The organism is Nonomuraea sp. NPDC050451 (assembly GCF_044458585.1).
The window spans coordinates 49598-70459 of sequence record NZ_JBITHZ010000041.1 but is presented as its reverse complement, the minus strand read 5'-3'; the positions used below and the strand labels follow the sequence as shown (position 1 = coordinate 70459).

Sequence of the window (20862 nt, the reverse complement as noted above, 5' to 3'; positions counted from 1 at the left end):
TTACATCGGAGCACCGACAGGCTACTATTGCGAACTAATTGCAATAGCGAAGGACAGGCATATGATCCGACGGTCGTTGTTCCTGCACGCGCCGATCCGGCGTACGCCGCGAGTCATGCTGGAGCAGATGCTGGCGCTCGTGGACGACGACACCCCGCCGGACGGCCCCGACGGCCCCGTGGCGGTGCTGGAGCGGCGGCTGTCCGAGCTCCTCGGCAAGGAAAGCGCGCTGTTCCTCCCCAGCGGGACGATGGCCCAGCAGGTCGCGTTGCGCCTGCACGCCGACCGGCGCGGGCGCCGCACCTTCGCCGCGCACCCGCAATCGCATCTCGACGTCTGGGAGGAGCAGGGTTACAACGCCGTCCACGGCCTGCGGATGCGCCGCACCGGCGACCCGCACGAGCTGATGACCGTCGACGATCTGCGGGCGATAGGTGAGCCGCTCGCGGCGGTCGTCTGGGAGTTGCCCCAGCGTGACCTCGGCGGCCTGCTTCCGGAATGGCAGGACCTGTGCGAGCAGGTCGCCCTCGTACGGGCCACCGGCGCCGCCGCGCACCTGGACGGCGCCCGGTTGTGGGAGGCCCAGACGTACTATCGCCGCCCGTTCGACGAGATCGCCGCCCTGTTCGACACGGTCTACGTGTCGCTCTACAAGAGCCTGCAGGGCGTACGGGGCGCCGTGCTCGCCGCCGACACCGCCACGGTGGACGCCGCCCGGGTGTGGCGCCAGCGGCTCGGCGGCGGCATCCGCGACGCCTGGCCGCTCGCCCTGGCCGCCCTCGTCGGCCTCGACACCCTGGCCGCACGCATGCCCGCCTACCGCGAGCACGCCGTCGCCATCGCGGCGGCCGTCAACGCCGACGGCGCCGCCCGCGCCTACCCCGATCCCCCGCAGACGCCGCTGTTCCACATCCACCTGCCGGCTCCCCGCCGCGCCGTCGAGCGGGCCGGCCAGGAGATCCTCGCCGAACACGGCATCCAGCTCTGGGGACGGGTCCGCTCCGCGCCCGACCCGAGCCGATGCAGCTTCGAGATCAGCGTCGGCGACAACGCCATGGAGTTCACCCCCGGCGAGGTGGTCACCCTCATCCGCGACGTGCTCGCCCGCGCCGCCTCGTGACCCTGGGCGTGTGGCGGGCGGGGATCGGCGGTGATCTGGATGTAACCGGCGGCGGTCGCTTGCTGTGACATCCGCGTAACGCCCGTTTCTTACGTTTTGCGCGTTGGATCTGCCCAGCGCGGCTACGGCGCGCCCACTGATAGGGAACGTCGTTCAGGCCCTGTCGAAGGGGAAGGGCCGATGACGGCGACAGACCCGAGCAACGCCATCGCGCGTGTGAAGACCGTCTGCTCCTACTGCGGGGTGGGATGCGGGATCGTCCTGGACGTGGCCCAGGGCGCGGACGGGCGGCGCCGGGTCGTCAAGGTCTCCGGCGACAAGAGCCACCCGGCCAACGCCGGTCGCCTGTGCACCAAGGGGGCCACCAGCGCCGACATGCTCGCCGCCCCGGGCCGGCTGGAGCAGGCGCTCGTCAGGCCCACCAGGGGCGTGCAGCCGGAGGAGAGCGGGATCGACGCGGCGATCACGGCGACCGCCCGGCGGCTGCGCGCGATCCTGGACGAGCACGGGCCCGACGCGCTGTCGTTCTACGTGTCCGGGCAGATGACGCTGGAGGCCCAGTACCTGGCCAACAAGCTGGCCAAGGGCTTCGTCGGCACCAACCAGATCGAGTCGAACTCGCGGCTGTGCATGGCCAGCGCGGGCAGCGGCTACAAGCTGTCGCTGGGCTCGGACGGCCCGCCCGGCTCGTACGAGGACTTCGAGCGCGCCGAGGTGTTCTTCGTCATCGGCGCGAACATGGCCGACTGCCACCCCATCCTGTTCCTGCGCATGATGGACCGGGTCAAGGCCGGCGCCAAGCTGATCGTGGTGGACCCGCGGCGCACCGCCACCGCAGCCAAGGCCGACCTGTTCCTGCAGATCCGGCCCGGCACGGACCTGGCCCTGCTCAACGGGCTGCTGCACCTGCTGGTGGAGAACGGGCACGTCGACGAGGAGTTCGTCGCCGAGCACACCCGCGGCTGGGGGGCCATGCCGGACTTCCTGCTCGACTACCCGCCCGCCAAGGTCGCCGAGCTCACCGGCATCCCCGAGGCCGACCTGCGCCAGGCGGCCCAGTGGATCGGCGAGGCCGGCGAGTGGATGAGCTGCTGGACGATGGGGCTCAACCAGAGCACCCACGGCACCTGGAACACCAACGCGCTGTGCAACCTGCACCTGGCCACGGGCGCGATCTGCCGCCCCGGCAGCGGCCCGTTCTCGCTGACCGGCCAGCCCAACGCGATGGGCGGCCGCGAGATGGGCTACATGGGCCCCGGCCTGCCCGGCCAGCGCTCGGTGCTGGTGGAGGAGGACCGCCGGTTCGTCGAGGACCTGTGGGGCGTCGCGCCCGGCACCCTGCGTACCGACGTCGGGCAGGGCACGATCGAGATGTTCTCCCGGATGGCCGAGGGCGAGATCAAGGCGTGCTGGATCATCTGCACCAACCCCGTGGCCAGCGTCGCCAACCGCAAGACCGTGATCGCGGGCCTGGAGGCCGCGGAGTTCGTCGTCACGCAGGACGTCTTCGCGGCCACCGAGACCAACGCCTACGCCGACGTGGTCCTGCCCGCCGCTCTGTGGGCCGAGACCGAAGGCGTGATGATCAACTCCGAGCGCAACCTCACGCTGCTCCGGCAGGCCGTCGAGCCGGCCGGGGAGGCGCTGCCCGACTGGTTGATCATCGCTCGGGTGGCCTGCGAGATGGGGTTCGAGGACGGCTTCTCCTACTCCGGCGCGGAGGAGGTGTTCGAGGAGATCAAGCGGGCCTGGAACCCGGCGACCGGGTACGACCTGCGCGGCGTGACGTACGACCGGCTACGCGAGACTCCCGTGCAGTGGCCCGCTCCGCCCGGCTCCGGCGAGCGCAACCCGGTCCGCTACCTCAACGACGGCCGCAGCCAGGCGCCAGTCACGCGCGAGGACGGCAGCGGCCCGCGGCTGGCCTTCGCCACCCCCGACGGCCGGGCCGTCTTCTTCCCGCGCCCGCACCTGCCCGCCGCCGAGCTGCCCGACGACACCTTCCCGTACGTGCTCAACACCGGTCGGGTGCAGCACCAGTGGCACACGCTCACCAAGACGGCCAAGATCGCGAAGCTGAACAAGCTCAACCCCGGCCCGTTCGTGGAGATCAACCCGGCCGACGCCGCCGAGCACGGCATCGGCGAGGGCGACCTCGTGACGGTCTCCTCGCGGCGCGGCCGGGCCGTGTTGCCGGCGGTGGTGACGGACCGGGTCATGCCGGGCAACCTGTTCGCGCCGTTCCACTGGAACGACCTGTTCGGCGAGTATCTCAGCGTCAACGCCGTCACCAGTGACGCCGTCGACCCCATCTCCTTCCAGCCCGAGCTGAAGGTGTGCGCGGTCTCCCTCACCAAGGTCGCCCCGGATCCCGCCACGGCCGCCCCGGCCTCGGCGTCCGACATTCGTACGGCCGGGACTGCCGGGACCGCCGAGGAGGCGCGGACGCCGGTCGCCGTCGGCGCGCTGCACGGCCTGTTCGGGCTCGCCGACGTGACCCCGCCCGAGCTCTCCCCGTCGGAACGCCGCTATCTGTCCGGATTCCTGGCCGGCCTGGCGAGCACCCCGCTCGACGGAGCGGACGTACCGGTGCTGCCGGGTCATGCGCCCTTCTCGCCGGACCACGCGCTGTGGGTGAACGGGGCGCTGGCCGGCGCCTTCTCCCGCATCGTCCTCCCGACGCGGAAACCCGCGCCCGCCGAACCGGAGCCCGCGCCCGCCGGGCCGCAGACCCCGGCGCGCGAGATCGTCATCCTGTGGGCCTCGCAGACGGGCAACGCCGAGGAGTTCGCCGCGGCCAGCGCCGAGCGGCTGGCGGGCGCCGGCCGCAGCGCCCGGGTGGTCAGCATGGACGACTGCGCCCCGCAGGCCCTGACGCCGGACGCAGACCTGCTGATCATCTCCAGCACGTTCGGCGACGGCGAGGCCCCCGACAACGGCGCCGCGTTCTGGGAGGCGCTCGCCGAGCCCGCAGCGCCGCGGCTCGACGGCGTGCGCTACGCCGTCCTCGCCTTCGGCGACTCCAGCTACGACGACTTCTGCGGACACGGCCGGCGCCTCGATCGGCGGCTGGAGGAGCTCGGCGCGCTCCGCCTCGCGCCACGCGTGGACTGCGAGCCGGACGAGCACGAACGTGCCCTGGACTGGCTCAACCAGCTCCTGTCCACCCTGGCCGGCACCGGACCGGGGCGGAGCGGAACGATCAGGCCGGCCGGCACCCGCGCCCCCTTCACCGCGACGCTGACCGGGAACAGGCTGCTCAGCCTGCCGGGCTCGGCCAAAGAGGTGCGCCGGTTCACCTTCGACACCGGTGGCGAGCTGACCTACCAGGCGGGCGACGCCTTGGGCGTGATGCCCGTCAACAGCCTCGACCTGGTCATGGAATGGCTGGCCGGCACCGGCCTCAGTCCCGCCGACACCGTCGAGCTCCCCGGACTGGGCACGCTGCCGCTGCGCGAGGCCCTGTACCGCCATCTCGACATCACCAAGATCACCCCTGGCCTGCTGAAATTCGTCGCCGAACGCACCCGCGACCGCGACCTCGCCCGGCTCCTGCGCCCCGGCAACAAGGGCGAGCTGGACAAATGGGTGTGGGGCCGCCAGGCCGTGGACGTGCTCGCCGAGGTTCCCGTGCGCGCCACGGCCCAGGAGTGGGCCGACGTGCTCAAGCGGCTCAAACCGCGCCTTTACTCCATCTCCTCCAGCCCGCTCATCAGCCCTGACCAGATCAGCCTGACGGTGTCGGTGGTGCGCTTCCGCAACCCGCGCGGCACGACGCGGGGCGGCGCCTGCTCGGCGTACCTGGCCGACAGCCCCGAGCACACCACCGTTCCGGTGCACGTCCAGCCCACCACGCACTTCCGGCCGCCCTCCGACCCCGGCACCCCCATGGTGATGATCGGCCCGGGCACCGGCGTGGCCCCCTTCCTCGGCTTCCTCGACGAACGCCGGGCCCTCGGCCACCACGGCCGCAACTGGCTCTTCTTCGGCGAGCAGCGCCGCACCACCGACTTCTACTACCGCGACGAACTGGCCGCGCTGCACGACGACGGCCTGCTGACCCGCCTGGACCTGGCTTTCTCCCGCGACCAGCGGGCCAAGGTCTACGTGCAGGACCGGATGCGCGAGCACGGCGTGCAGCTGTGGAGCTGGCTGCAGGACGGCGCTCACGTGTACGTGTGCGGCGACGCCACCCGGATGGCCAGGGACGTCGACCAGACCCTGCGCGACATCGCGGCCCGCCACGGCGGCCTGGCCCCCGACGACGCCGCCGCGTACGTCAAACAACTCGCCACGACGAAACGCTACGTACGCGACGTGTACTGAAAGCCTCGCCGACCGGCGTTCATGCCGGGTAGGCGTGGGTCTCGCCGGCCTTGACCGAGGCCCAGATCTGCTGGCCCGGGGTCAGGTCGAGGTCGGCGAGGGCGGCGGGGGTGATGTCGGCGAAGGCGATGATCGGCCCGTCGAGGTGGACGCGTACGTTGTCGCCGTGCCGTTCGATGCCCTCGATGCGCGCCTGCCACAGGTTGCGCGGGCTCCCGTCCGGGCGGGTCCGGTAGAGGGCCACGGCGGCGGGGGCGAAGGCCACGAACACGGGCCCCGCGAGATGCTCGGTCGTGCTGAACACCAGCTCGCCGACCTTGACCCGCGCCCCGTCGGCCACGCCCCGATACAGGTTGAGCCCGACCAGGCGGGCGACGTAGTCGGTACGCGGGTGGCGGGCCACCTCGGCTGGCCTGCCCTGCTGGACGACGGCGCCGTTCTCGATGACGATCAGCCGGTCGGCCAGCACCATGGCATCCAGCGGGTCGTGGGTGACCAGCACGGTGGCGCCGTCGAAGTCGGCCAGGTGACGGCGCAGGTGCGAGCGGATCTCCAGCCGGGTGTGGGCGTCGAGGGCGGCCAGCGGCTCGTCCAGCAGCAGCAGGCTCGGCCGTACGGCCAGCGCCCGGGCCAGCGCCACCCGCTGGGCCTGCCCGCCGGACAGCTGGCGCGGCTTGGCGGCGGCCCGACCGGCCAGGCCGACCCGCTCCAGCAGGTCGGCGGCGATGCGGCGGGCCTCGGCCTTGGGGACGCCCTGGCAGCGCGGTCCGAAGGCCACGTTGTCCAGGGCGGACAGGTGCGGGAAGAGCAGATAGTCCTGGAAGACCATGCCGATCGGGCGCTCCTCGGCGGCCAGGGGGTGCAGGCCACGGCCGTCCAGGACGATCTCGCCGCCGGACAGCGCGGTGAGCCCGGCCAGGGCGCGCAGCGCGGTCGTCTTGCCCGCGCCGTTGGGGCCGAGCAGCGCCACGACCTCGCCCGCGGCCACCTCGAACGCGATGTCGAGGGTGAAGGCGGGCCTGCTGACCACCAGATGGGCCTGCAACGTCATGGGCTGCTCACCCACCGATCGCGCAGGCTGGCCAGGATGATCACCGAGACGGCGAGCAGGACGAGGCTGAGCACGATCGCCGCCTCCGGCTCCGTCTCCAAGGCCAGGTAGACGGCCAGCGGCATCGTACGGGTGGTGCCCGGGAAGTTGCCCGCGAACGTGATCGTGGCGCCGAACTCCCCCAGCGCCCGCGCCCAGCACAACACCGCCCCGGCCACCACGCCCGGCGCGATCAGCGGCAGCGTGACCCGGCGGAAGACCGTCCAGCGCGAGGCCCCCAGCGTGGCGGCGGCCTCCTCGAAGCGCCGGTCGGCGCCCCGCAGCGCCCCCTCCACGCTGATCACCAGGAACGGCATCGCCACGAACGCCTCCGCGACGACCACCCCCGCCGTGGTGAACGGCAACGTGATCCCCAGCGACGACTCCAGCCACTGCCCTACCAGCCCGCGCCGCCCCAGCACCAGCAGCAGCGCCACACCGCCCACCACCGGCGGCAGCACCAACGGAACGGTCACCAGCGCCCGCACCACCCGCCGCCCCGGGAAGTCCACCCTCGCCAGCAGCCACGCCAGCGGCACCCCGAACACCAGGCACAACGCCGTCGCGATGGTCGCGCACACCAGCGACAGCCGCAACGCCTCCAGCACCTGCGGCTCGGCCAGCCGCTCCAGCAGCGTGCCCCAGGGCGCGCGGATCAGCAGCCCGGCCAGCGGGAGCACCAGGAACGCCAGCCCGGCCAGCGCCGGCAGCACCAGCATCCACGGCAGCCGTCCGGAAGCCTGACGGGCCGGGCGTTCGAACTTCACCGTCGTGCCGGGCGGGGTCACAGGCTGCTGGTCACGCGCTCGTGACCGGGGATCTCGACGACGACGTTGGTGGACTTGATCACGGCGACCGCCACCACCCCCGCCTCCAGGCCGAGCTCGTCGGCGGCCTGGCGGCTCATCAGCGACACCACCCGGAACGGCCCGGCGGCGATCTCCACCTGCGCCATCACCGCGTCCCGGATCACCTCGGTCACGATCCCGCGAAAGCGGTTACGCGCCGAGGAACGGCTGCCGCTCTCGCTCTCCTCGACCTGAGCACGGGCGAAGGCGGCCAGGTCGGCGCCGTTCACCTGCCGATGACCGTGCTCGTCCCGCTCGGCCGCGAGCCGGCCCGCGTCCACCCACCGGCGGACGGTGTCGGCGCTGACCCCGAGCAGCGCCGCGGCCTCGCTGATCCGGAACGTCGTCATAGGCTCTCACCATACCCTTCGCACTTTCCAGCCCGAATACCGCTCAGCCATGGCATCCACGAGACCGGAGCACTCAGAGGGTGAGCAGCCGGCGCAGCCAGCGCAACCGGGCCGGCCATCCCGCCTTCCGGCCGATGGCCGCCGAACGCCTGCAGGGCGCCACCGAGGCATGCGCGGAAGCAGGACTCGAACCTCCCGTGACGCTGACCGTACACCTGGAGATCCCCAGTGCCGCCCAGGCCGTCACCGGCTGGCGCGAGCAGGCGGTGACCGGCGTGTGCGCCTTCAACGACGAAACCGCCGTCGCCACCCTCGCAGGCCAGCCCACCCGCCCCACCGGCATCTCGGCCGATCCACGAGTCATCCAGCGCTCATCCACTTGAGACCCGAGACGGCATCCGGTGCCGCTGCGATGGATCACATTGGATGAGAATGTGATCCATGCAGCTTCCTGATCAACTTCGCCGGCTGATCGAGCAGGACGCTTCCTGGTCGTCTGATCATGAAGGAGCCAGTGGCACCGCCCTGAGGGTCATGTCGGGGTCGCAGGTCTTCTACGTCAAGCACGGCCCCCTCGCCAGGGCCGAGCACCTGCGACTGCGCTGGCTTCAAGGGCGCGTCCCCGTTCCTGAGGTGGTCGCCTTCCACGACCCTGTTCTCGTTCTCGCCGACGTGGGGGCTCCGTCCCTGGAGGCCGCCGCGCCCGCCGACATGGGCGCCGTGTTGGGCCGGACGCTGCGCACGCTGCACGAGCTGCCCATTGCCGATTGCCCCTTCGACGGCCGGCTGCCGGCGGTGCTCGAACGCGCCGCCGCCAACGTCCGTGACGGCCTTGTCGACCCGGACGACTTCGATGCCGACCATCTCGGACTGACCCCTGAGACGGTCCACGAACGGTTGCTGGCCACCCGCCCGCGCGTCGAGGACCTCGTCGTCGCACACGGGGACTACACACCTTCCAACGTGCTGCTGCCCGCCTCGGGGGAGCCCGTCGTCATCGACGTTCCGGCACTGGGCGTGGCCGACCGGTACCGCGACCTCGCCATCGTTCACAGAGACCTGTCCGAGGATTACGGCCCGGCGGCATGGGAGGGGTTCGTCTCCGCCTACGGCCTCGTCGACCGCATCGAGGAAGAACGGTTGTCCTACTACCGGCTGCTGGACGAGCTGTTCTGACGCGGGGACAGCGTCAGGACGAGAACTCCTGCTCGCGGGTTTCCGGCAGAAGGAGCACACAGACGAGGCTCACCAGGCAGAGCGTGCCCGTGTAGACGCCGAGCACCAGGGGCGAGGCCCACTGCGTGTTCAGCCAGGTGGCGACGACCGGCGCGAAGCCGCCGCCCAGGGTGTTGGCCAGGATGAAGGTGGTCGAGGCGCCGGTGTAGCGCAGCCGGGCGGGGAACAGCTCCGGCAGGAACGCCGCGATCGGCGCGAAGCTCAGCGTGAACAGCAGCAGCCCGAGGGCGAACGCACCGGTGATCAGCACGCCGTTCCCCGTCTGCAGCGAGCCGAACATGGGCAGCGCCCACAGGACGCAGCCGATGAGACCGGCCAGCATCACCGGGCGCCGGCCCACCCGGTCGGCCAGGCGGGCCGCGGGCACGGTGGCCAGGGCGCCGGCGGTCGCGGCGATGCTGGCGGCGGCGAGCACCGTGCTCTGCGGGATGCCGAGTACGGCGGGGCCGTACTGCAGGCTGTACACGGTGGTCAGGTAGTAAACGGACGAGCCGCCGACCGCCGCGCCGATGCCGAGGGCCAACCGGCCGGGATGCTCCTTGAGCAGCGTGCCGAGCGGGAAGCGGGACGTGGCCTGGCGCGGCGTGGTGGCGAAGACCGGCGACTCCTCCACCTGGCTGCGCACCCAGATGCCGATGACGATGAGCACGGCGCTGAGCAGGAACGGGATCCGCCACGCCCCGGCGGCGAAGCCGTCACGTCCGGCGATGGCCAGGGTGGGCAGGATCGCCGCGCTGGACAGCAGGAAGCCCAGCGGCGGTCCGGCCTGGGGGATGGAGGCGTACATCGCCCGCCGCCGGGGAGGAGCGTGCTCGGCGGCGAGCAGCACCGCGCCGCCCCATTCGCCGCCCATGCTCACGCCCTGGAGCAGGCGAAGCGTCACCAGCAGCACCGGAGCGAGCAGCCCGGCGTCGGCATAGGTCGGCAGCAGGCCCACGCCGACCGTGGCCGCGCCCATCAGCAGCAGCGAGACGACCAGCGCGGGCTTACGGCCCAGCCGGTCGCCGAGGGTGCCGAACAGCACCACGCCCACGGGCCTGGCCAGGAACGCACCGGCGAAGGTGAGGAACGCGGCCAGGGTCTGCGCCGCCGGGGTGCCGACCGGGAAGAAGGCGGGGCCCAGGACCAGGGCGGCGGCGGTGCCGTAGACGGCGAAGTCGTAGTACTCGATGGTGGTGCCGATGAGGCTGGCGGCGGCGACGCGCGAGACGCCGCGCGTGCTGCGCGCAGCGCCCGCGGACGTCCCGGACGGGACGGCGGTCTCGGACATGGACGGTTCTCCTCCGCTGCAGACTGGGGGTACAAGAGCATGGAAAAGCCGGCGGAGAAGAAGGGCACGTTCCTGTGCCGTACCGTGGCACGTCACCGCGTTCCTGACCGGCGGTCAGGCCGCGTACGAGCCGAACGGAGGTCGGCCGCAGCCTCATGAGAAGGTGGTCCGTCCACAGCGGACCGAGAAGGGAAAGGGGAGTATCCACTCCTTTCCACTCTCAACGTATAGCGCACCGGGGGGCTTGCCACAAGACCCGGGTCATGCCGCAGAATCGTCCGCCGAGGCCAGAACCTGCGGAAATGGGGGACGCGAAATGCGTGTGTTGTTGTCGACGTACGGGTCGCGCGGGGACGTCGAGCCGATGGCGGCACTCGCGGTGAGGTTGCGGGAACTCGGCGCGGAGGTGCGGATGTGCGCGCCGCCGGACGAGGAGTTCGCGCAGCGGTTGGCCGGTGTCGGCGTGCCGCTGGTGCCGGTCGGGCAGTCGGCGCGCGCGCTGACGGCCGCGGCGCCGGCGCCGTCATCGCTGCCTCAGCGCGCGGCCGAGTTGATCGCCGGCCAGTTCGAGGCGGTCACCGCGGCGGCCGAGGGATGTGACGTGCTGGTGGCGACCGGCATGCTGCCGGCCGCCGCCGGCGCGCGGTCGGTGGCCGAGAAACTGGGCATCCGCTCCGTGTCCGTGACCTTCCAGCAGTTCACCCTGCCGTCGCCGCGCCGCCGGCCGCTGGCGTATCCGGGCCGGCCGTTCCCGCCGGAGGTGACCGACAACCGGGTGCTGTGGGACCTGGACGCCCAGAGCATCAACGCGCTGTTCGGTGCGGCGCTCAACACCAACCGGGCGTCGATCGGCCTGCCACCGGTGGACGACGTCCGCGACTACGTCATCGGCGACCAGCCGTGGCTGGCGACGGACCCGACCCTGGACCCGTGGCAGGAGACGCCGGACCTCGACGTCGTGCAGACCGGCGCGTGGATCCTGCCGGACGAACGCCCGCTCCCGGCCGACCTGGCGGCGTTCCTGGACGCCGGCGCACCACCGGTGTACGTGGGCTTCGGCAGCATGCCCATGCACGCTTCGAAGGACGTCGCCCGGGTGGCCATCGAGGCGGTCCGGGCGCAGGGCCGCCGTACGCTCGTCAGGCGCGGCTGGGCCGACCTGGCTCTGATCGACGACCTGGACGACTGCTTCGTCGTCGGCGAGGTCAACCAGCAGGCGCTGTTCCCCCGGGTGGCCGCCGTCGTGCACCACGGCGGCGCCGGCACGACGACGACGGCCGCGCGGGCCGGCGCGCCCCAGGTGGTGGTGCCCCAGGCGGCGGACCAGCCGTACTGGGCGGGGCGGGTTGCCGAGCTGGGCATCGGCGCGGCACACGACGGTCCGGCTCCGACCGCCGAGTCCCTGCCGGCTGCGCTCAGGACGGCTCTGGCCCCCGAGACCCGGGTACGAGCGGCCGCCGTGGCCGGCACGATCCGCACCGACGGGGCGGCGGTGGCCGCGAAGCTGCTGCTCGACGCGGTCAGCCGGGAAAGGCCGTCCGTGTCCGTGTGAATCCAGCCGGGACCTCGTCATGCCGGTCCAGACGCCGACCTTCGCAAGCCACCTCAAATCGGAGCTGATGACTTGAATCCCCTGACCACCAGCGCGTTCGACCTGCCCGAACATCTCGCCCCCAAGGCCGACCCGACGCTGATCGCCCGCGACGAGCGACACTTCGCGGCCATCGCGGAGAGCCTTGAACAGTCGATCGCCGAGCTGTCCGAGCGCCTCGACGCCGAGCGCAAGGCGCCCGGCGGAAAGGGCCGGGCGGCGCTGGACCGGGACCTGGAGATCCACCGGCTGACCACTCGCCTGCGCGCGCTGCGTCGCTTCGGTCTGGACCTGTGCCTCGGACACATGGTCAGCGCGGACGGCCCCGAGCCCGTGTACATCGGACGGCTCGGCCTCACCGACAGCGAGGGCCGCCGGCTGCTGCTCGACTGGCGTTCCCCCGCGGCGGAGCCGTTCTTCGGAGCCACCCACGGGAACCCGATGGGGCTGGCGAGCCGCCGCAGGTACCGCTGGACCCGCGGCCGGATCAGCGACTACTGGGACGAGGTGTTCGCCGCGGACGGGTTCGAAGGGCACGCCGCGCTCGACGACCAGTCCGCCTTCATCGCCAGCCTGGGCAGCAGCCGCTCGCCGCGCATGCGGGACGTGCTCGGCACCATCCAGGCCGACCAGGACGCCATCATCCGCGCGGGATCGAGCGGCGCTCTCGTCGTCGACGGCGGTCCGGGTACGGGCAAGACCGTCGTCGCCCTGCACCGCTCCGCCTATCTCGTCTACTCCGACCCTCGCCTCGGTCACCGCCGGGGCGGCGTGCTGTTCGTCGGTCCGCACCAGCCGTACCTGGCCTACGTCGCCGACGTACTCCCCAGCCTCGGCGAGGAGGGCGTGCAGACCTGCACCCTGCGGGACCTCGTCGCCGAGGGAGCCACGGCGGCCGTTGAGACCGACCCGGACGTGGCGCGCCTGAAGTCGTCCGCGAACCTGGTCAGGGCGATCGAGCCGGCCGTCAGGTTCTACGAGAACCCGCCCACCAAGGGGATGACGGTCACGACCCACTGGTCCGACATCTGGCTGAGCCCCGAGGACTGGGCCGAGGCGTTCGAAGCGGCGGAGCCCGGCACCCCGCACAACGAGGCGCGCGACCAGATCTGGGAGGAACTCCTCACGATCCTGGCGGACAAGCACGACGACGAGGACGTCTCCCCTGACCTGCTCCGCAAGTCGCTGCTGCGGAACAGGGAGCTGCTGACGACCTTCAACCGCGCGTGGCCGCTGATCGAGGCGGCCGACCTCGTCGGAGACCTGTGGTCGGTACCCGCCTACCTGCGGATGTGCGCTCCCTGGCTCAGCCCCGACGAGGTTCGGCGGTTGCAGCGCGCGGACGCCCAGGCCTGGACGGTGTCCGACCTGCCGCTCCTGGACGCGGCACGGCAGCGGCTCGGCGACCCGGAGGCGTCGCGGCGCAAGCGGCGGCGTGAAGCCGCTGTCGCCGCCGAACGCGAGCGCATGGCCAGGGTCGTCGACAACCTGCTCGAGGCCGATGACGACGGTGAAGGCGCGGTGACGATGCTGCTCGGACGGGACCTGCAGGACGCCCTGGTCGACGAGAACGCGTCGCCCGGCACCGAACCGGACCTGCTCGCCGGCCCGTTCGCGCACATCGTCGTGGACGAGGCTCAGGAGCTGACCGACGCGGAGTGGCAGATGCTGCTGCTCCGGTGCCCGTCCCGGAGCTTCACCATCGTCGGGGACCGGGCCCAGGCCAGGCACGGGTTCACGGAGTCGTGGCAGGAACGGCTGGAGCGGGTCGGGCTCGACCGGATCAACCTGGCCTCCCTGAGCATCAACTACCGGACGCCGGAAGCGATCATGACGGAGGCCGAGCCGGTCATCCGGGCCGCGCTCCCGGATGCCAACGTGCCGACCTCCATCCGCAGCACCGACGTCCCCGTCGTACACGGGTCCGTTTCTGACCTGAGCTCGATCCTCGACACCTGGCTCGCCGCGCATGCCGAGGGGATCGCCTGCGTCATCGGCGACCCCACCTTCCAGGGGACGTCCCGCGTCCGGTCGCTGACACCTGAGCTGTCGAAGGGGCTCGAGTTCGACCTGGTCGTCCTCATCGACCCGGAGGCGTTCGGCGAAGGCATCGAAGGAGCGGTCGACCGCTATGTCGCGATGACCCGAGCGACCCGGCAACTGGTCATCCTCACAAGCTCCTGACCCACGGCGCTGACGCCCAGCTCCACCTGTGCCCCTCGGTCCCGCGCGGCCGTCTCCTGTCTCCAGGTGCCCGTCGGCGATCAGCCCATGGCGGCGCGTCGGGAGCAGCGCGATTCCCTGCAGGGAATCGCGCTGTCGCACGGAGATCCGCACACTGCTGTGCATGAGCAACCCACTCGACATCAAGCAATGGGCCGACCGATACGTAGCCCAGTGGAACGAATCCGATCCGGCGGCGCGGGCCGCGCTCATCCGCGAGGTGTGGGCGCTTGACGGGGTCCAGGTGCTGGTCGACCCGCCGCAGGAGATCCGTGAGGCCGCCGCGCGGCTGGCGTTTGCGGTGCCGCCGCTGGAAGTCCGGGGTCACGACGCCTTGAACGCCAGGGTGACCCGTGCCTACGAGATGTTCGTCGCGTCGGGCGAACACGTCTTCGAGTGCGCCGAGGAGGCGTCCCTCCTGCTGCCCAACGTGCTCAGCATCCGGTGGTCGATGGTGTCGACCCACACGGGACAGGCCGTCGGCGGCGGCCTGGACATCCTCGCCCTGGACGGCGATGGCCGGATCCGCACCGACCATCAGTTCATCGAAGTGAATTGATGCGCTTCCCGACCTGGTGCTCGCCGCGGCGGTGAGCGGTCAAGGCAGCGGCGGCGTTCCCCTGGCCGTTGTCATTGATGGGCCACCTCCGGTGATGGATGTTGGTGGGACAAGTGGCAGCGACCAGAAGCGATCCACGAGGAGTTCGACATGAGCGATGCCGCGCCCCCTCCGGTCACCATGCCTACCCGGCGCCAGCGTCCCCTCGATCCTCCGCAGGAGCTGGAGAAGTGGCGTGAGGAGGCCCCGGTCCGCAGGATGCGGTACGCCGACGGCCACCTCGGCTGGCTGGTGACCGGCTACGCGGCGGCCCGTGCCGTGATGGGCGACGGCCGCTTCAGCACGCGGCCCGAGCTCCACCATCCGACGACGCCGCAGATCGGACAGCACCAGGCCATGCGCCGACCGCCCGCGTTCTTCGTACGCCTGGACCCGCCCGAGCACACCCGCTACCGCAAGCTGCTGACCGGCCAGTTCACCGTGCGCCGCATGAAACTGCTGGAACCGCGGATCGCCGAGATCACGGCCTCCACGCTCGACGCGATGCTGCGTACCGGCCCACCCGCCGAGTTGGTGCGTGACTTCGCGTTGCCGATCCCCGCCCTGGTGATCTGTGAGTTGCTCGGCGTCCCGTACGCCGACCGCGAGAGCTTCCAGCGGCAGTCGGCGACGATCGTAGCGTTGGATGTCAGCACTGAGCAGAAGCAGCAGGCGATGAACGAGCTGAACGCCTACGTGCGCGCTCTGGTGGCCGACAAGCGGGCCCGCCCGGGCGACGACCTGATCAGCGGCCTGTCGTCCGGCGGGGAGCTCACCGAGGAGGAGCTGTCCGGCGTGGCCATGCTGCTGCTCCTGGCCGGACACGAGACGACGGCCAACATGCTCGCCCTGGGCACGTTCACCCTGCTCGGCAGTCCCGACCAGCTCTCCGCGCTGCGCCGCGACCCCGCCCTGGTGCCGGGCGCGGTGGAAGAACTGCTGCGCTATCTCACAGTGGTCGACTTCATGATCCGGACGGCGCTGGAGGACGTGGATCTCGGCGGTCACACGATCAAGGCAGGTGAGACGGTGACGGTTTCCCTACCCGCGGCCAACCGAGACCCGCTGCGGTTCGCCGATCCCGGGATCATGGACATCGCCCGGGACGCGACAGGCCATCTGACGTTCGGACACGGCATCCACCAGTGCCTCGGCCAGCAACTCGCCCGCAACGAAATGCGCATCGCCCTGCCCGCGCTGCTCGACCGACTGCCCGGGCTGCGCCTGGCGGTGCCTGCCGAGGAGGTGCCCATGCGGTCCGACATGCTGGTCTACGGCGTACACAAGCTTCCGGTGGCCTGGTAGCAGGCGCGGTCAAGGAAGTGGTCGTCCTTGACGGCCCGGAGTAGCGTGATTGCATGGAACAGCGAATCACTCTGATCACGCTGGGGGTCTCCGATCTCGCTCGCGCCAAGGGCTTTTACGAGGCCCTCGGCTGGCGGGGGCAAGAAGTCGAGGAGACCGTCTTCTTTCAGGCCGGCGGCCTGGGACTGATCCTGTGGGGCCGCGACAAGCTTGCGAAGGACTGCGGTCTGGAGCCTGGGCCGGCGGGCGGTTTCAGCGGGATCGCTCTGGCACACAACGTACGGTCCGATGCGGAGGTCGATGCTCTGCTGGCGGCAGTGGAGCGGGCTGGTGGAACCATCACCAAGCCCGCGGCCGTCAACGCCATCGGGTTCTACTCCGGTGCCTTCGTCGATCCGGACGGCCACGCCTGGGAGATCGCACACAACCCCGGGATCCCCCTCGCCGAGGACGGTTCGATCACCCTTCCTGACTTCCGCAGCCTCTAGAGATCTTCGATCGGCCGCGGGCCGGCCGGCACGATGTTCGAGCGCCGGGTTTCACCCGGCCTCGGATTTGGTGAGGTCGTCGTCCGAGTCGTATTCGTACGCTACGCGGACGGTCCCGTTGGAGATCCGGACATTCACCTCCACCTTCAACGGGAACCCACCTCTCTTGTGCGCCAGAAATGCTTCGTCGCCGGCGCCGCTCAACCGCCTGAGGACGTCGTCGCGCTCATGGACTCGGTAGGTCATCGCGAAGTCCGATGCCGCTTCATCGTCCTTGTCGGACAGCCCCTTGCACACATTCGGCGCCAGCTGAAGCGGGCAGCCGGTGGAGTCGACGGGCGACCTCTCGGACTGCAGCGCCGGCCGCCTCGCCGCCCAACCGCGAAGCCGTGGCCTCCTGCTCAGCACTGGAACGGAACCGGTCTCCACCTTGGTCGGTGAGCTCGGATCCGGTCCCGGGAGTTGAACGGTGTGGGTCTCAAAGGTCGAGGGACCGGCAGGTCCCGAGCGCCCAGAGGCCACGACCTGCAACCGCTTCCGTGCCTGCAAGCCGCCCCTCCACCGCGTAGTAGAGCGTCGCTCCGAGCGACCAGAGGTCCGACGCGGGTGCGGCCTTCGCGCCGCTCATCCGCTCTGGTGCGACGTACCCGAGGGTGCCGACCAACGAGCCGTCTTGAGTCAGTCCCCGGGTGGCCCCAATGATCCGGAGGCCGCCACCTCCTCGTCCAGCGATCTCCCCTCCACCAGGTGCATCACGATCCACGGCCGGCCGTCCTCTTCGAGCACATCGTGGACCGGCACGATCCCGGGGTGGTGCAGACCAGCGACGGCGCGTGCCTCCACCATCGCCCGCTCCCGCAGCGCCTCTCGCTCCGACGCGCTCAGGCTGGGGTTCGGGGTGCGGGAGGGGTAGCCGACGTCGCCGATCTGGTAGTGCCAGTTGGTGATGCCGAACCAGGTCATCCGGATCTCGCGGGGCATGCCGGGACGCGGACGATAGCTGTCGTCCGCCTGGGCGGGGGTCGCGGTCAGGGCGGCGACCATCGCGGTCACGGGCAGGCCGGCCAGGACGGCGCGGCGGGGGATGTCGTACATGGTGTGCCTCTCTTGCGAGAACCGGGGGGTTGCGGCGGGCATGAGGGGTCGGCGGCGCGGGCTCGCAGAGCCGGGCCGCAAGTGGGTAAGAAGGGTCAGCCGGCCTTGACGGCCAGGGCCTGCGCGAGCTCGACGATCTGCTCGGCGGTGTCGTCGCCTCCGAGCAGTTGGCGGACGTCGTGGTCGACGCGCGAGTCCGCCAGCGTACGGACGATGCGGTCGAGGTCGGACTGCGGCGCCAGGTGCGCATCGACGGGGGCGTCCCCGGCCGAGGTGTTGACCACGACCAGGGGTTCGGCCCGGCGCCGGGCCTCCTCGATGCCGGCGTGCAGGGCCGCCTCGCCCTCGGCGGTGGGAACGTAGCCGACCAGGACTGTCACGAGGGCCTCCGGACGAATCGCTTGATCAACGGCCAGGCCAGCAGGATGAGGATGACGGCGTAGACCGTGTAGGAGACGGGCCCGCCGAGCAGGCCCGACAGGTCTCCCCCGGACAGTTGCAGGGAGCGGCGGCCCTGGAGTTCGGCGCGGGGGCCGAGGATGACGCCGACGATCAGCGGCAGCACCGGCAGCCCGAAGCGGCGCATCCCGAACCCGAGCAGCCCGAGCACCAGCAGCAGGATCAGGTCGAACGGCTGGGCGTTGACCGCGTAGGCGCCCATGGAGGCGAAGAACAGGATGCCCGCGTACAGGTAGGGGCGGGGGATGCGCAGCAGCCTCGCCCACGCGGGCGCGAGGGGCAGGTTGAGGACGAGCAGCAGCAGGTTGCCCACGAACAGGCTGGCGATCAGCGTCCACACCAGGGTCGGCTGGCGTTCGAACAGCAGAGGGCCGGGCTGGATGCCGTACGACTCGAACGCCGCCAGCATCACGGCGGACACGGCCGTGGCGGGCAGGCCGATGGCCAGCATCGGCACCAGGGTGCCGGCGGCGGAGGCGTTGTTGGCGGCCTCCGGTCCGGCGACGCCTTCGATGGCGCCGTTGCCGAACTCCTCAGGCCGTTCGGCGAGCCGTTTCTCGGTGGCGTACGACAGGAAGGTGGGGATCTCGGCGCCGCCGGCGGGCAGGGCGCCGAAGGGGAAGCCGAGGGCGGTGCCGCGCAGCCAGGGCTTCCAGGAACGCCGCCAGTCCTCTGCGCCCATCCATGGCCGGCCGACCGGTACGATGGGGGCGGCCTTGCGGCGCAGGTGCGGCCACCCACAGCGCCTCGCCGACGGCGAAGATGCCGACGGCGACGACGACCACGTCGACGCCGTCGGCCAGTTGCGGGATGCCGAGGGTGAGCCGCTGCTGGCCGGTCACCCCGTCGATGCCGATCGTGCCGATGACCAGCCCGGCCAGCAGGTGGCGAGGGTGCCGGCGACGAACGAGCCGATGGCCGCGGTGGCCAGGGCCTGGGCGGCCCGTCCGGCTTTGGCCATCTTGTTGCCCTCGATCGAGGTGATGACCGAGGAGGACTCGCCGGGGGTGTTGAGCAGGATGGAGGTGGTCGAGCCGCCGTACATGCCGCCGTAGAAAATGCCCGCGAACAGGATGAACGCCTGGGTGGGGTCCATCCCGTACGTGATCGGCAGCAGCAGGGCGACGGTCATGGCGGGGCCGATGCCGGGCAGCACGCCGACGGCGGTGCCGGCGATCACGCCGATGAGGGCCACCAGGAGATTGCCCGGGGAGACGACGTTGGCGAACCCGTCGAGCAGGAGGCGCAGGTTGTCCATCACAAGATCCCCTGCAGCACGCCGGCGGGCAGGTTGACGCCCAGGCCGATCGCGAACGCGTAGAAAGTGATCAGCGCGAGCGTGCCGGCGATCAGCAGGCCGCGCACGTGGTGCCGGTTGCCCAGGGCGAAGGCCGATCCCCAGAACAGGATGGTGCCGCTGATCACCCAGCCCAGCCAGTCGATGAGGGCGGCGTTCAGCAGGAAGGCGCCGATCAGCAGCAGCACGGTGCGCCAGTCGATGCGGGTGGTCAAGTCGACGTCCTCGCCTGCCTCCGGCTCGCCGCGGCCGCCGCGGGCGACGTCGATGCCGTACGCGACGGCGACCGCGAGCAGGCACGCGCCCAGCAGGATCGGCACCGGGCGGGGGCCGATGGGGTCGTTGCTGCTGGTCAGATGGGTGATGCGGAGGGCATCGGCGATCACCAGCGCGCCGGTCAGGGCCAGGAGGGCGCAGACGCCGTACTGGGCGCGATCCCGGATCATGCCAGCCCGAGTTCGGACAGGATCGCCGCGACGCTCTTGTCCTGTTCGGCGAGGTAGGCGGTGAACTGGTCGCCGGGCAGGAAGGCGTCGGTCCAGCCGCGCTTGGTCAGCTCGCTCTTCCACTCCTGCGAGTCGTGCATCCGGGTGATGGCCTCGATCCAGGTCTTCTTGTCGGCGTCGCCGATGCCGGGGGGTGCCACGATGCCGCGCCAGTTGCTGAAGACCCGGTCGATGCCGGACGCCTTGAGCGTGGGCACGTCCTTGACCACGTCGATCGGCTCCGCGCTGGTCACCGCGAGGATGCGTACGGTGCCGGCCTCGACCTGGTCGAGGAACTCGCCGTAGCCGCTCGCCCCGAACCCGATCTTGTTGCCGAGGATCGCGGGCAGCAGCTCGCCGCCGCCGTCGTAGGAGACGAAGTTCACCTGCTTGGGGTCGATGCCGACGGCCTTGGCCAGCTGCATCGGCAGCAGGTGATCGGGGCCGCCCGGGGAGGAGCCGCCGCCGACGGTGACCTTCTTGGGGTCCTTCTTCCACGCCGTCACCAGGTCGCCGATCGTCCGGTACGGCGAGTCCTTGGAGACCACGATCGCGCCGGCTTCCTCGATGAGCTTGGCGATCGGCGTGGTCTGGGTGAGCGTGGCCGTGGATTTGGAGGCGTAGGAGGCGCCGACGACGCCCAGGCCCATGAGCATGGCCAGTTTGCCGTTGCCCTTTTCGTTGATCGTGCGTTGCAGGCCGACCGTGCCGCCAGCGCCGGGCAGGTTGAACACCTGCACCCCTGAGGCGATCTTCGTGTCTTCCATGACCTTGGCGGCCGTACGGGCGGTGGTGTCGTAGCCGCCGCCGGGGGTGTTGGGCACCATGCTGCGCAGCCCGCTGACGGGTTCACCGGCCGCGCTCGCGCTCGTGCTCGTGCCTGTTTGCTTGGCCGCGGTCGCTCCGCAGGCGCTGACCACGAGCATGGACAGCGCCGCCAGAGCGCCGAGGAGGGCGGTGATCCGATTTCTCACAGTGGTCTCTTTCGCATTGACAGGTGCAGCGCCATGATTATGCGAACCCGGCCGACAGGCCGTCTGCCTTGTGTGACCAGCGGAGATTGTGTTCTTTGTGTTCGCCG

The 20862-nt window shown here is 71.1% G+C and carries 20 protein-coding genes and 1 pseudogene; 9 read left to right on the top strand and 12 right to left on the bottom strand.

What is annotated here, in order from left to right:
* Positions 1-61 precede the first annotated feature (61 nt).
* Together ACIBI9_RS57120 and ACIBI9_RS57115 are read left to right on the top strand one after the other, a co-directional pair.
* On the top strand, positions 62-1120 hold the full coding sequence (locus ACIBI9_RS57120; protein WP_397235818.1) for a threonine aldolase family protein: 1059 nt from the start codon (positions 62-64) through the stop codon (positions 1118-1120).
* A gap of 180 nt (positions 1121-1300) precedes the next feature.
* On the top strand, positions 1301-5446 hold the full coding sequence (locus ACIBI9_RS57115) for a molybdopterin-dependent oxidoreductase (protein WP_397235817.1): 4146 nt from the start codon (positions 1301-1303) through the stop codon (positions 5444-5446).
* A 19-nt stretch (positions 5447-5465) separates the two neighbouring features.
* On the opposite strand, the gene ACIBI9_RS57110 is transcribed toward ACIBI9_RS57115, so the two are convergent.
* From ACIBI9_RS57110 to ACIBI9_RS57100, 3 genes are all read right to left on the bottom strand, one after another.
* Positions 5466-6497 carry an ABC transporter ATP-binding protein gene (locus ACIBI9_RS57110; RefSeq protein ID WP_397235816.1) on the bottom strand — a complete coding sequence of 344 codons (1032 nt, stop codon included), beginning with the start codon at positions 6495-6497 and terminating at the stop codon, positions 5466-5468.
* On the bottom strand, positions 6494-7255 hold the full coding sequence (locus ACIBI9_RS57105) for an ABC transporter permease (protein WP_397235850.1): 762 nt from the start codon (positions 7253-7255) through the stop codon (positions 6494-6496). Before ACIBI9_RS57105 ends, ACIBI9_RS57110 begins: the two co-directional genes overlap by 4 nt.
* A gap of 65 nt (positions 7256-7320) precedes the next feature.
* Entirely contained in the window at positions 7321-7734 is a 414-nt protein-coding gene (locus tag ACIBI9_RS57100) for a molybdopterin-binding protein (RefSeq protein ID WP_397235815.1), read from the bottom strand.
* Positions 7735-7814: 80 nt separating this feature from the next.
* On the opposite strand from ACIBI9_RS57100, the gene ACIBI9_RS57095 reads away from it, so the two are divergent.
* Together ACIBI9_RS57095 and ACIBI9_RS57090 are read left to right on the top strand one after the other, a co-directional pair.
* Positions 7815-8117, top strand: a complete 303-nt coding sequence (locus ACIBI9_RS57095) for a hypothetical protein (RefSeq protein ID WP_397235814.1) — start codon at positions 7815-7817, stop codon at positions 8115-8117.
* Positions 8118-8175: 58 nt separating this feature from the next.
* A complete protein-coding gene (locus ACIBI9_RS57090) occupies positions 8176-8910 on the top strand; it encodes an aminoglycoside 3'-phosphotransferase (protein ID WP_397235813.1) in 735 nt (244 codons plus the stop codon).
* Between the two features lie 13 nt (positions 8911-8923).
* Here ACIBI9_RS57090 and ACIBI9_RS57085 read toward each other — a convergent pair whose 3' ends face one another.
* Positions 8924-10240, bottom strand: coding sequence for an MFS transporter (locus ACIBI9_RS57085; protein WP_397235812.1), 1317 nt, complete (start codon positions 10238-10240; stop codon positions 8924-8926).
* A gap of 316 nt (positions 10241-10556) precedes the next feature.
* Between ACIBI9_RS57085 and ACIBI9_RS57080 the strand changes: the two genes are divergently transcribed.
* From ACIBI9_RS57080 to ACIBI9_RS57060, 5 genes are all read left to right on the top strand, one after another.
* Complete coding sequence (locus tag ACIBI9_RS57080) at positions 10557-11792, top strand: glycosyltransferase (protein WP_397235811.1); 1236 nt, start codon at positions 10557-10559, stop codon at positions 11790-11792.
* Between the two features lie 72 nt (positions 11793-11864).
* Positions 11865-14015: an RNA polymerase recycling motor ATPase HelR gene (gene helR, locus ACIBI9_RS57075; RefSeq protein ID WP_397235810.1), complete on the top strand. Its 2151-nt coding sequence runs from the start codon at positions 11865-11867 to the stop codon at positions 14013-14015.
* Positions 14016-14178: 163 nt separating this feature from the next.
* Positions 14179-14613, top strand: coding sequence for a hypothetical protein (locus ACIBI9_RS57070; protein ID WP_397235809.1), 435 nt, complete (start codon positions 14179-14181; stop codon positions 14611-14613).
* A 150-nt stretch (positions 14614-14763) separates the two neighbouring features.
* Positions 14764-15957 carry a cytochrome P450 gene (locus ACIBI9_RS57065; protein ID WP_397235808.1) on the top strand — a complete coding sequence of 398 codons (1194 nt, stop codon included), beginning with the start codon at positions 14764-14766 and terminating at the stop codon, positions 15955-15957.
* A 53-nt stretch (positions 15958-16010) separates the two neighbouring features.
* Positions 16011-16445 carry a VOC family protein gene (locus ACIBI9_RS57060; protein WP_397235807.1) on the top strand — a complete coding sequence of 145 codons (435 nt, stop codon included), beginning with the start codon at positions 16011-16013 and terminating at the stop codon, positions 16443-16445.
* Positions 16446-16496: 51 nt separating this feature from the next.
* Here the strand turns inward: ACIBI9_RS57060 and ACIBI9_RS57055 are convergent, their stop codons facing one another.
* The 8 genes and pseudogenes from ACIBI9_RS57055 to ACIBI9_RS57020 all read right to left on the bottom strand — a co-directional run bounded on the left by ACIBI9_RS57055 (position 16497) and on the right by ACIBI9_RS57020 (position 20755).
* Complete coding sequence (locus tag ACIBI9_RS57055; protein ID WP_397235806.1) at positions 16497-16742, bottom strand: hypothetical protein; 246 nt, start codon at positions 16740-16742, stop codon at positions 16497-16499.
* A 381-nt stretch (positions 16743-17123) separates the two neighbouring features.
* Entirely contained in the window at positions 17124-17540 is a 417-nt protein-coding gene (locus ACIBI9_RS57050; RefSeq protein ID WP_397235805.1) for a hypothetical protein, read from the bottom strand.
* Positions 17541-17635: 95 nt separating this feature from the next.
* On the bottom strand, positions 17636-17920 hold the full coding sequence (locus ACIBI9_RS57045; protein WP_397235804.1) for a hypothetical protein: 285 nt from the start codon (positions 17918-17920) through the stop codon (positions 17636-17638).
* Entirely contained in the window at positions 17917-18681 is a 765-nt protein-coding gene (locus tag ACIBI9_RS57040) for a tripartite tricarboxylate transporter permease (RefSeq protein ID WP_397235803.1), read from the bottom strand. Before ACIBI9_RS57040 ends, ACIBI9_RS57045 begins: the two co-directional genes overlap by 4 nt.
* 103 nt (positions 18682-18784) lie before the next feature.
* Positions 18785-18841, bottom strand: a pseudogene (locus tag ACIBI9_RS57035) (hypothetical protein); the annotation flags it as partial.
* Complete coding sequence (locus tag ACIBI9_RS57030; protein WP_397235802.1) at positions 18838-19257, bottom strand: tripartite tricarboxylate transporter permease; 420 nt, start codon at positions 19255-19257, stop codon at positions 18838-18840. The pseudogene ACIBI9_RS57035 and the gene ACIBI9_RS57030, both read right to left, overlap by 4 nt.
* Positions 19257-19742, bottom strand: coding sequence for a tripartite tricarboxylate transporter TctB family protein (locus ACIBI9_RS57025; protein WP_397235801.1), 486 nt, complete (start codon positions 19740-19742; stop codon positions 19257-19259). Before ACIBI9_RS57025 ends, ACIBI9_RS57030 begins: the two co-directional genes overlap by 1 nt.
* On the bottom strand, positions 19739-20755 hold the full coding sequence (locus ACIBI9_RS57020; protein WP_397235800.1) for a Bug family tripartite tricarboxylate transporter substrate binding protein: 1017 nt from the start codon (positions 20753-20755) through the stop codon (positions 19739-19741). Before ACIBI9_RS57020 ends, ACIBI9_RS57025 begins: the two co-directional genes overlap by 4 nt.
* Positions 20756-20862 lie beyond the last annotated feature (107 nt).

What these genes read in the sequence shown, in the direction of transcription:
- ACIBI9_RS57120 (WP_397235818.1), top strand. Translation starts at nt 62, where the DNA reads ATGATCCGACGGTCGTTGTTCCTGCACGCGCCGATCCGGCGTACGCCG.
- ACIBI9_RS57115 (WP_397235817.1), top strand. Translation starts at nt 1,301, where the DNA reads ATGACGGCGACAGACCCGAGCAACGCCATCGCGCGTGTGAAGACCGTC.
- ACIBI9_RS57110 (WP_397235816.1), bottom strand. Translation starts at nt 6,497, where the DNA reads ATGACGTTGCAGGCCCATCTGGTGGTCAGCAGGCCCGCCTTCACCCTC.
- ACIBI9_RS57105 (WP_397235850.1), bottom strand. Translation starts at nt 7,255, where the DNA reads ATGCTGGTGCTGCCGGCGCTGGCCGGGCTGGCGTTCCTGGTGCTCCCG.
- ACIBI9_RS57100 (WP_397235815.1), bottom strand. Translation starts at nt 7,734, where the DNA reads ATGACGACGTTCCGGATCAGCGAGGCCGCGGCGCTGCTCGGGGTCAGC.
- ACIBI9_RS57090 (WP_397235813.1), top strand. Translation starts at nt 8,176, where the DNA reads ATGCAGCTTCCTGATCAACTTCGCCGGCTGATCGAGCAGGACGCTTCC.
- ACIBI9_RS57085 (WP_397235812.1), bottom strand. Translation starts at nt 10,240, where the DNA reads ATGTCCGAGACCGCCGTCCCGTCCGGGACGTCCGCGGGCGCTGCGCGC.
- ACIBI9_RS57080 (WP_397235811.1), top strand. Translation starts at nt 10,557, where the DNA reads ATGCGTGTGTTGTTGTCGACGTACGGGTCGCGCGGGGACGTCGAGCCG.
- ACIBI9_RS57070 (WP_397235809.1), top strand. Translation starts at nt 14,179, where the DNA reads ATGAGCAACCCACTCGACATCAAGCAATGGGCCGACCGATACGTAGCC.
- ACIBI9_RS57065 (WP_397235808.1), top strand. Translation starts at nt 14,764, where the DNA reads ATGAGCGATGCCGCGCCCCCTCCGGTCACCATGCCTACCCGGCGCCAG.
- ACIBI9_RS57060 (WP_397235807.1), top strand. Translation starts at nt 16,011, where the DNA reads ATGGAACAGCGAATCACTCTGATCACGCTGGGGGTCTCCGATCTCGCT.
- ACIBI9_RS57050 (WP_397235805.1), bottom strand. Translation starts at nt 17,540, where the DNA reads ATGTACGACATCCCCCGCCGCGCCGTCCTGGCCGGCCTGCCCGTGACC.
- ACIBI9_RS57040 (WP_397235803.1), bottom strand. Translation starts at nt 18,681, where the DNA reads ATGGGCGCAGAGGACTGGCGGCGTTCCTGGAAGCCCTGGCTGCGCGGC.
- ACIBI9_RS57030 (WP_397235802.1), bottom strand. Translation starts at nt 19,257, where the DNA reads ATGGACAACCTGCGCCTCCTGCTCGACGGGTTCGCCAACGTCGTCTCC.
- ACIBI9_RS57025 (WP_397235801.1), bottom strand. Translation starts at nt 19,742, where the DNA reads ATGATCCGGGATCGCGCCCAGTACGGCGTCTGCGCCCTCCTGGCCCTG.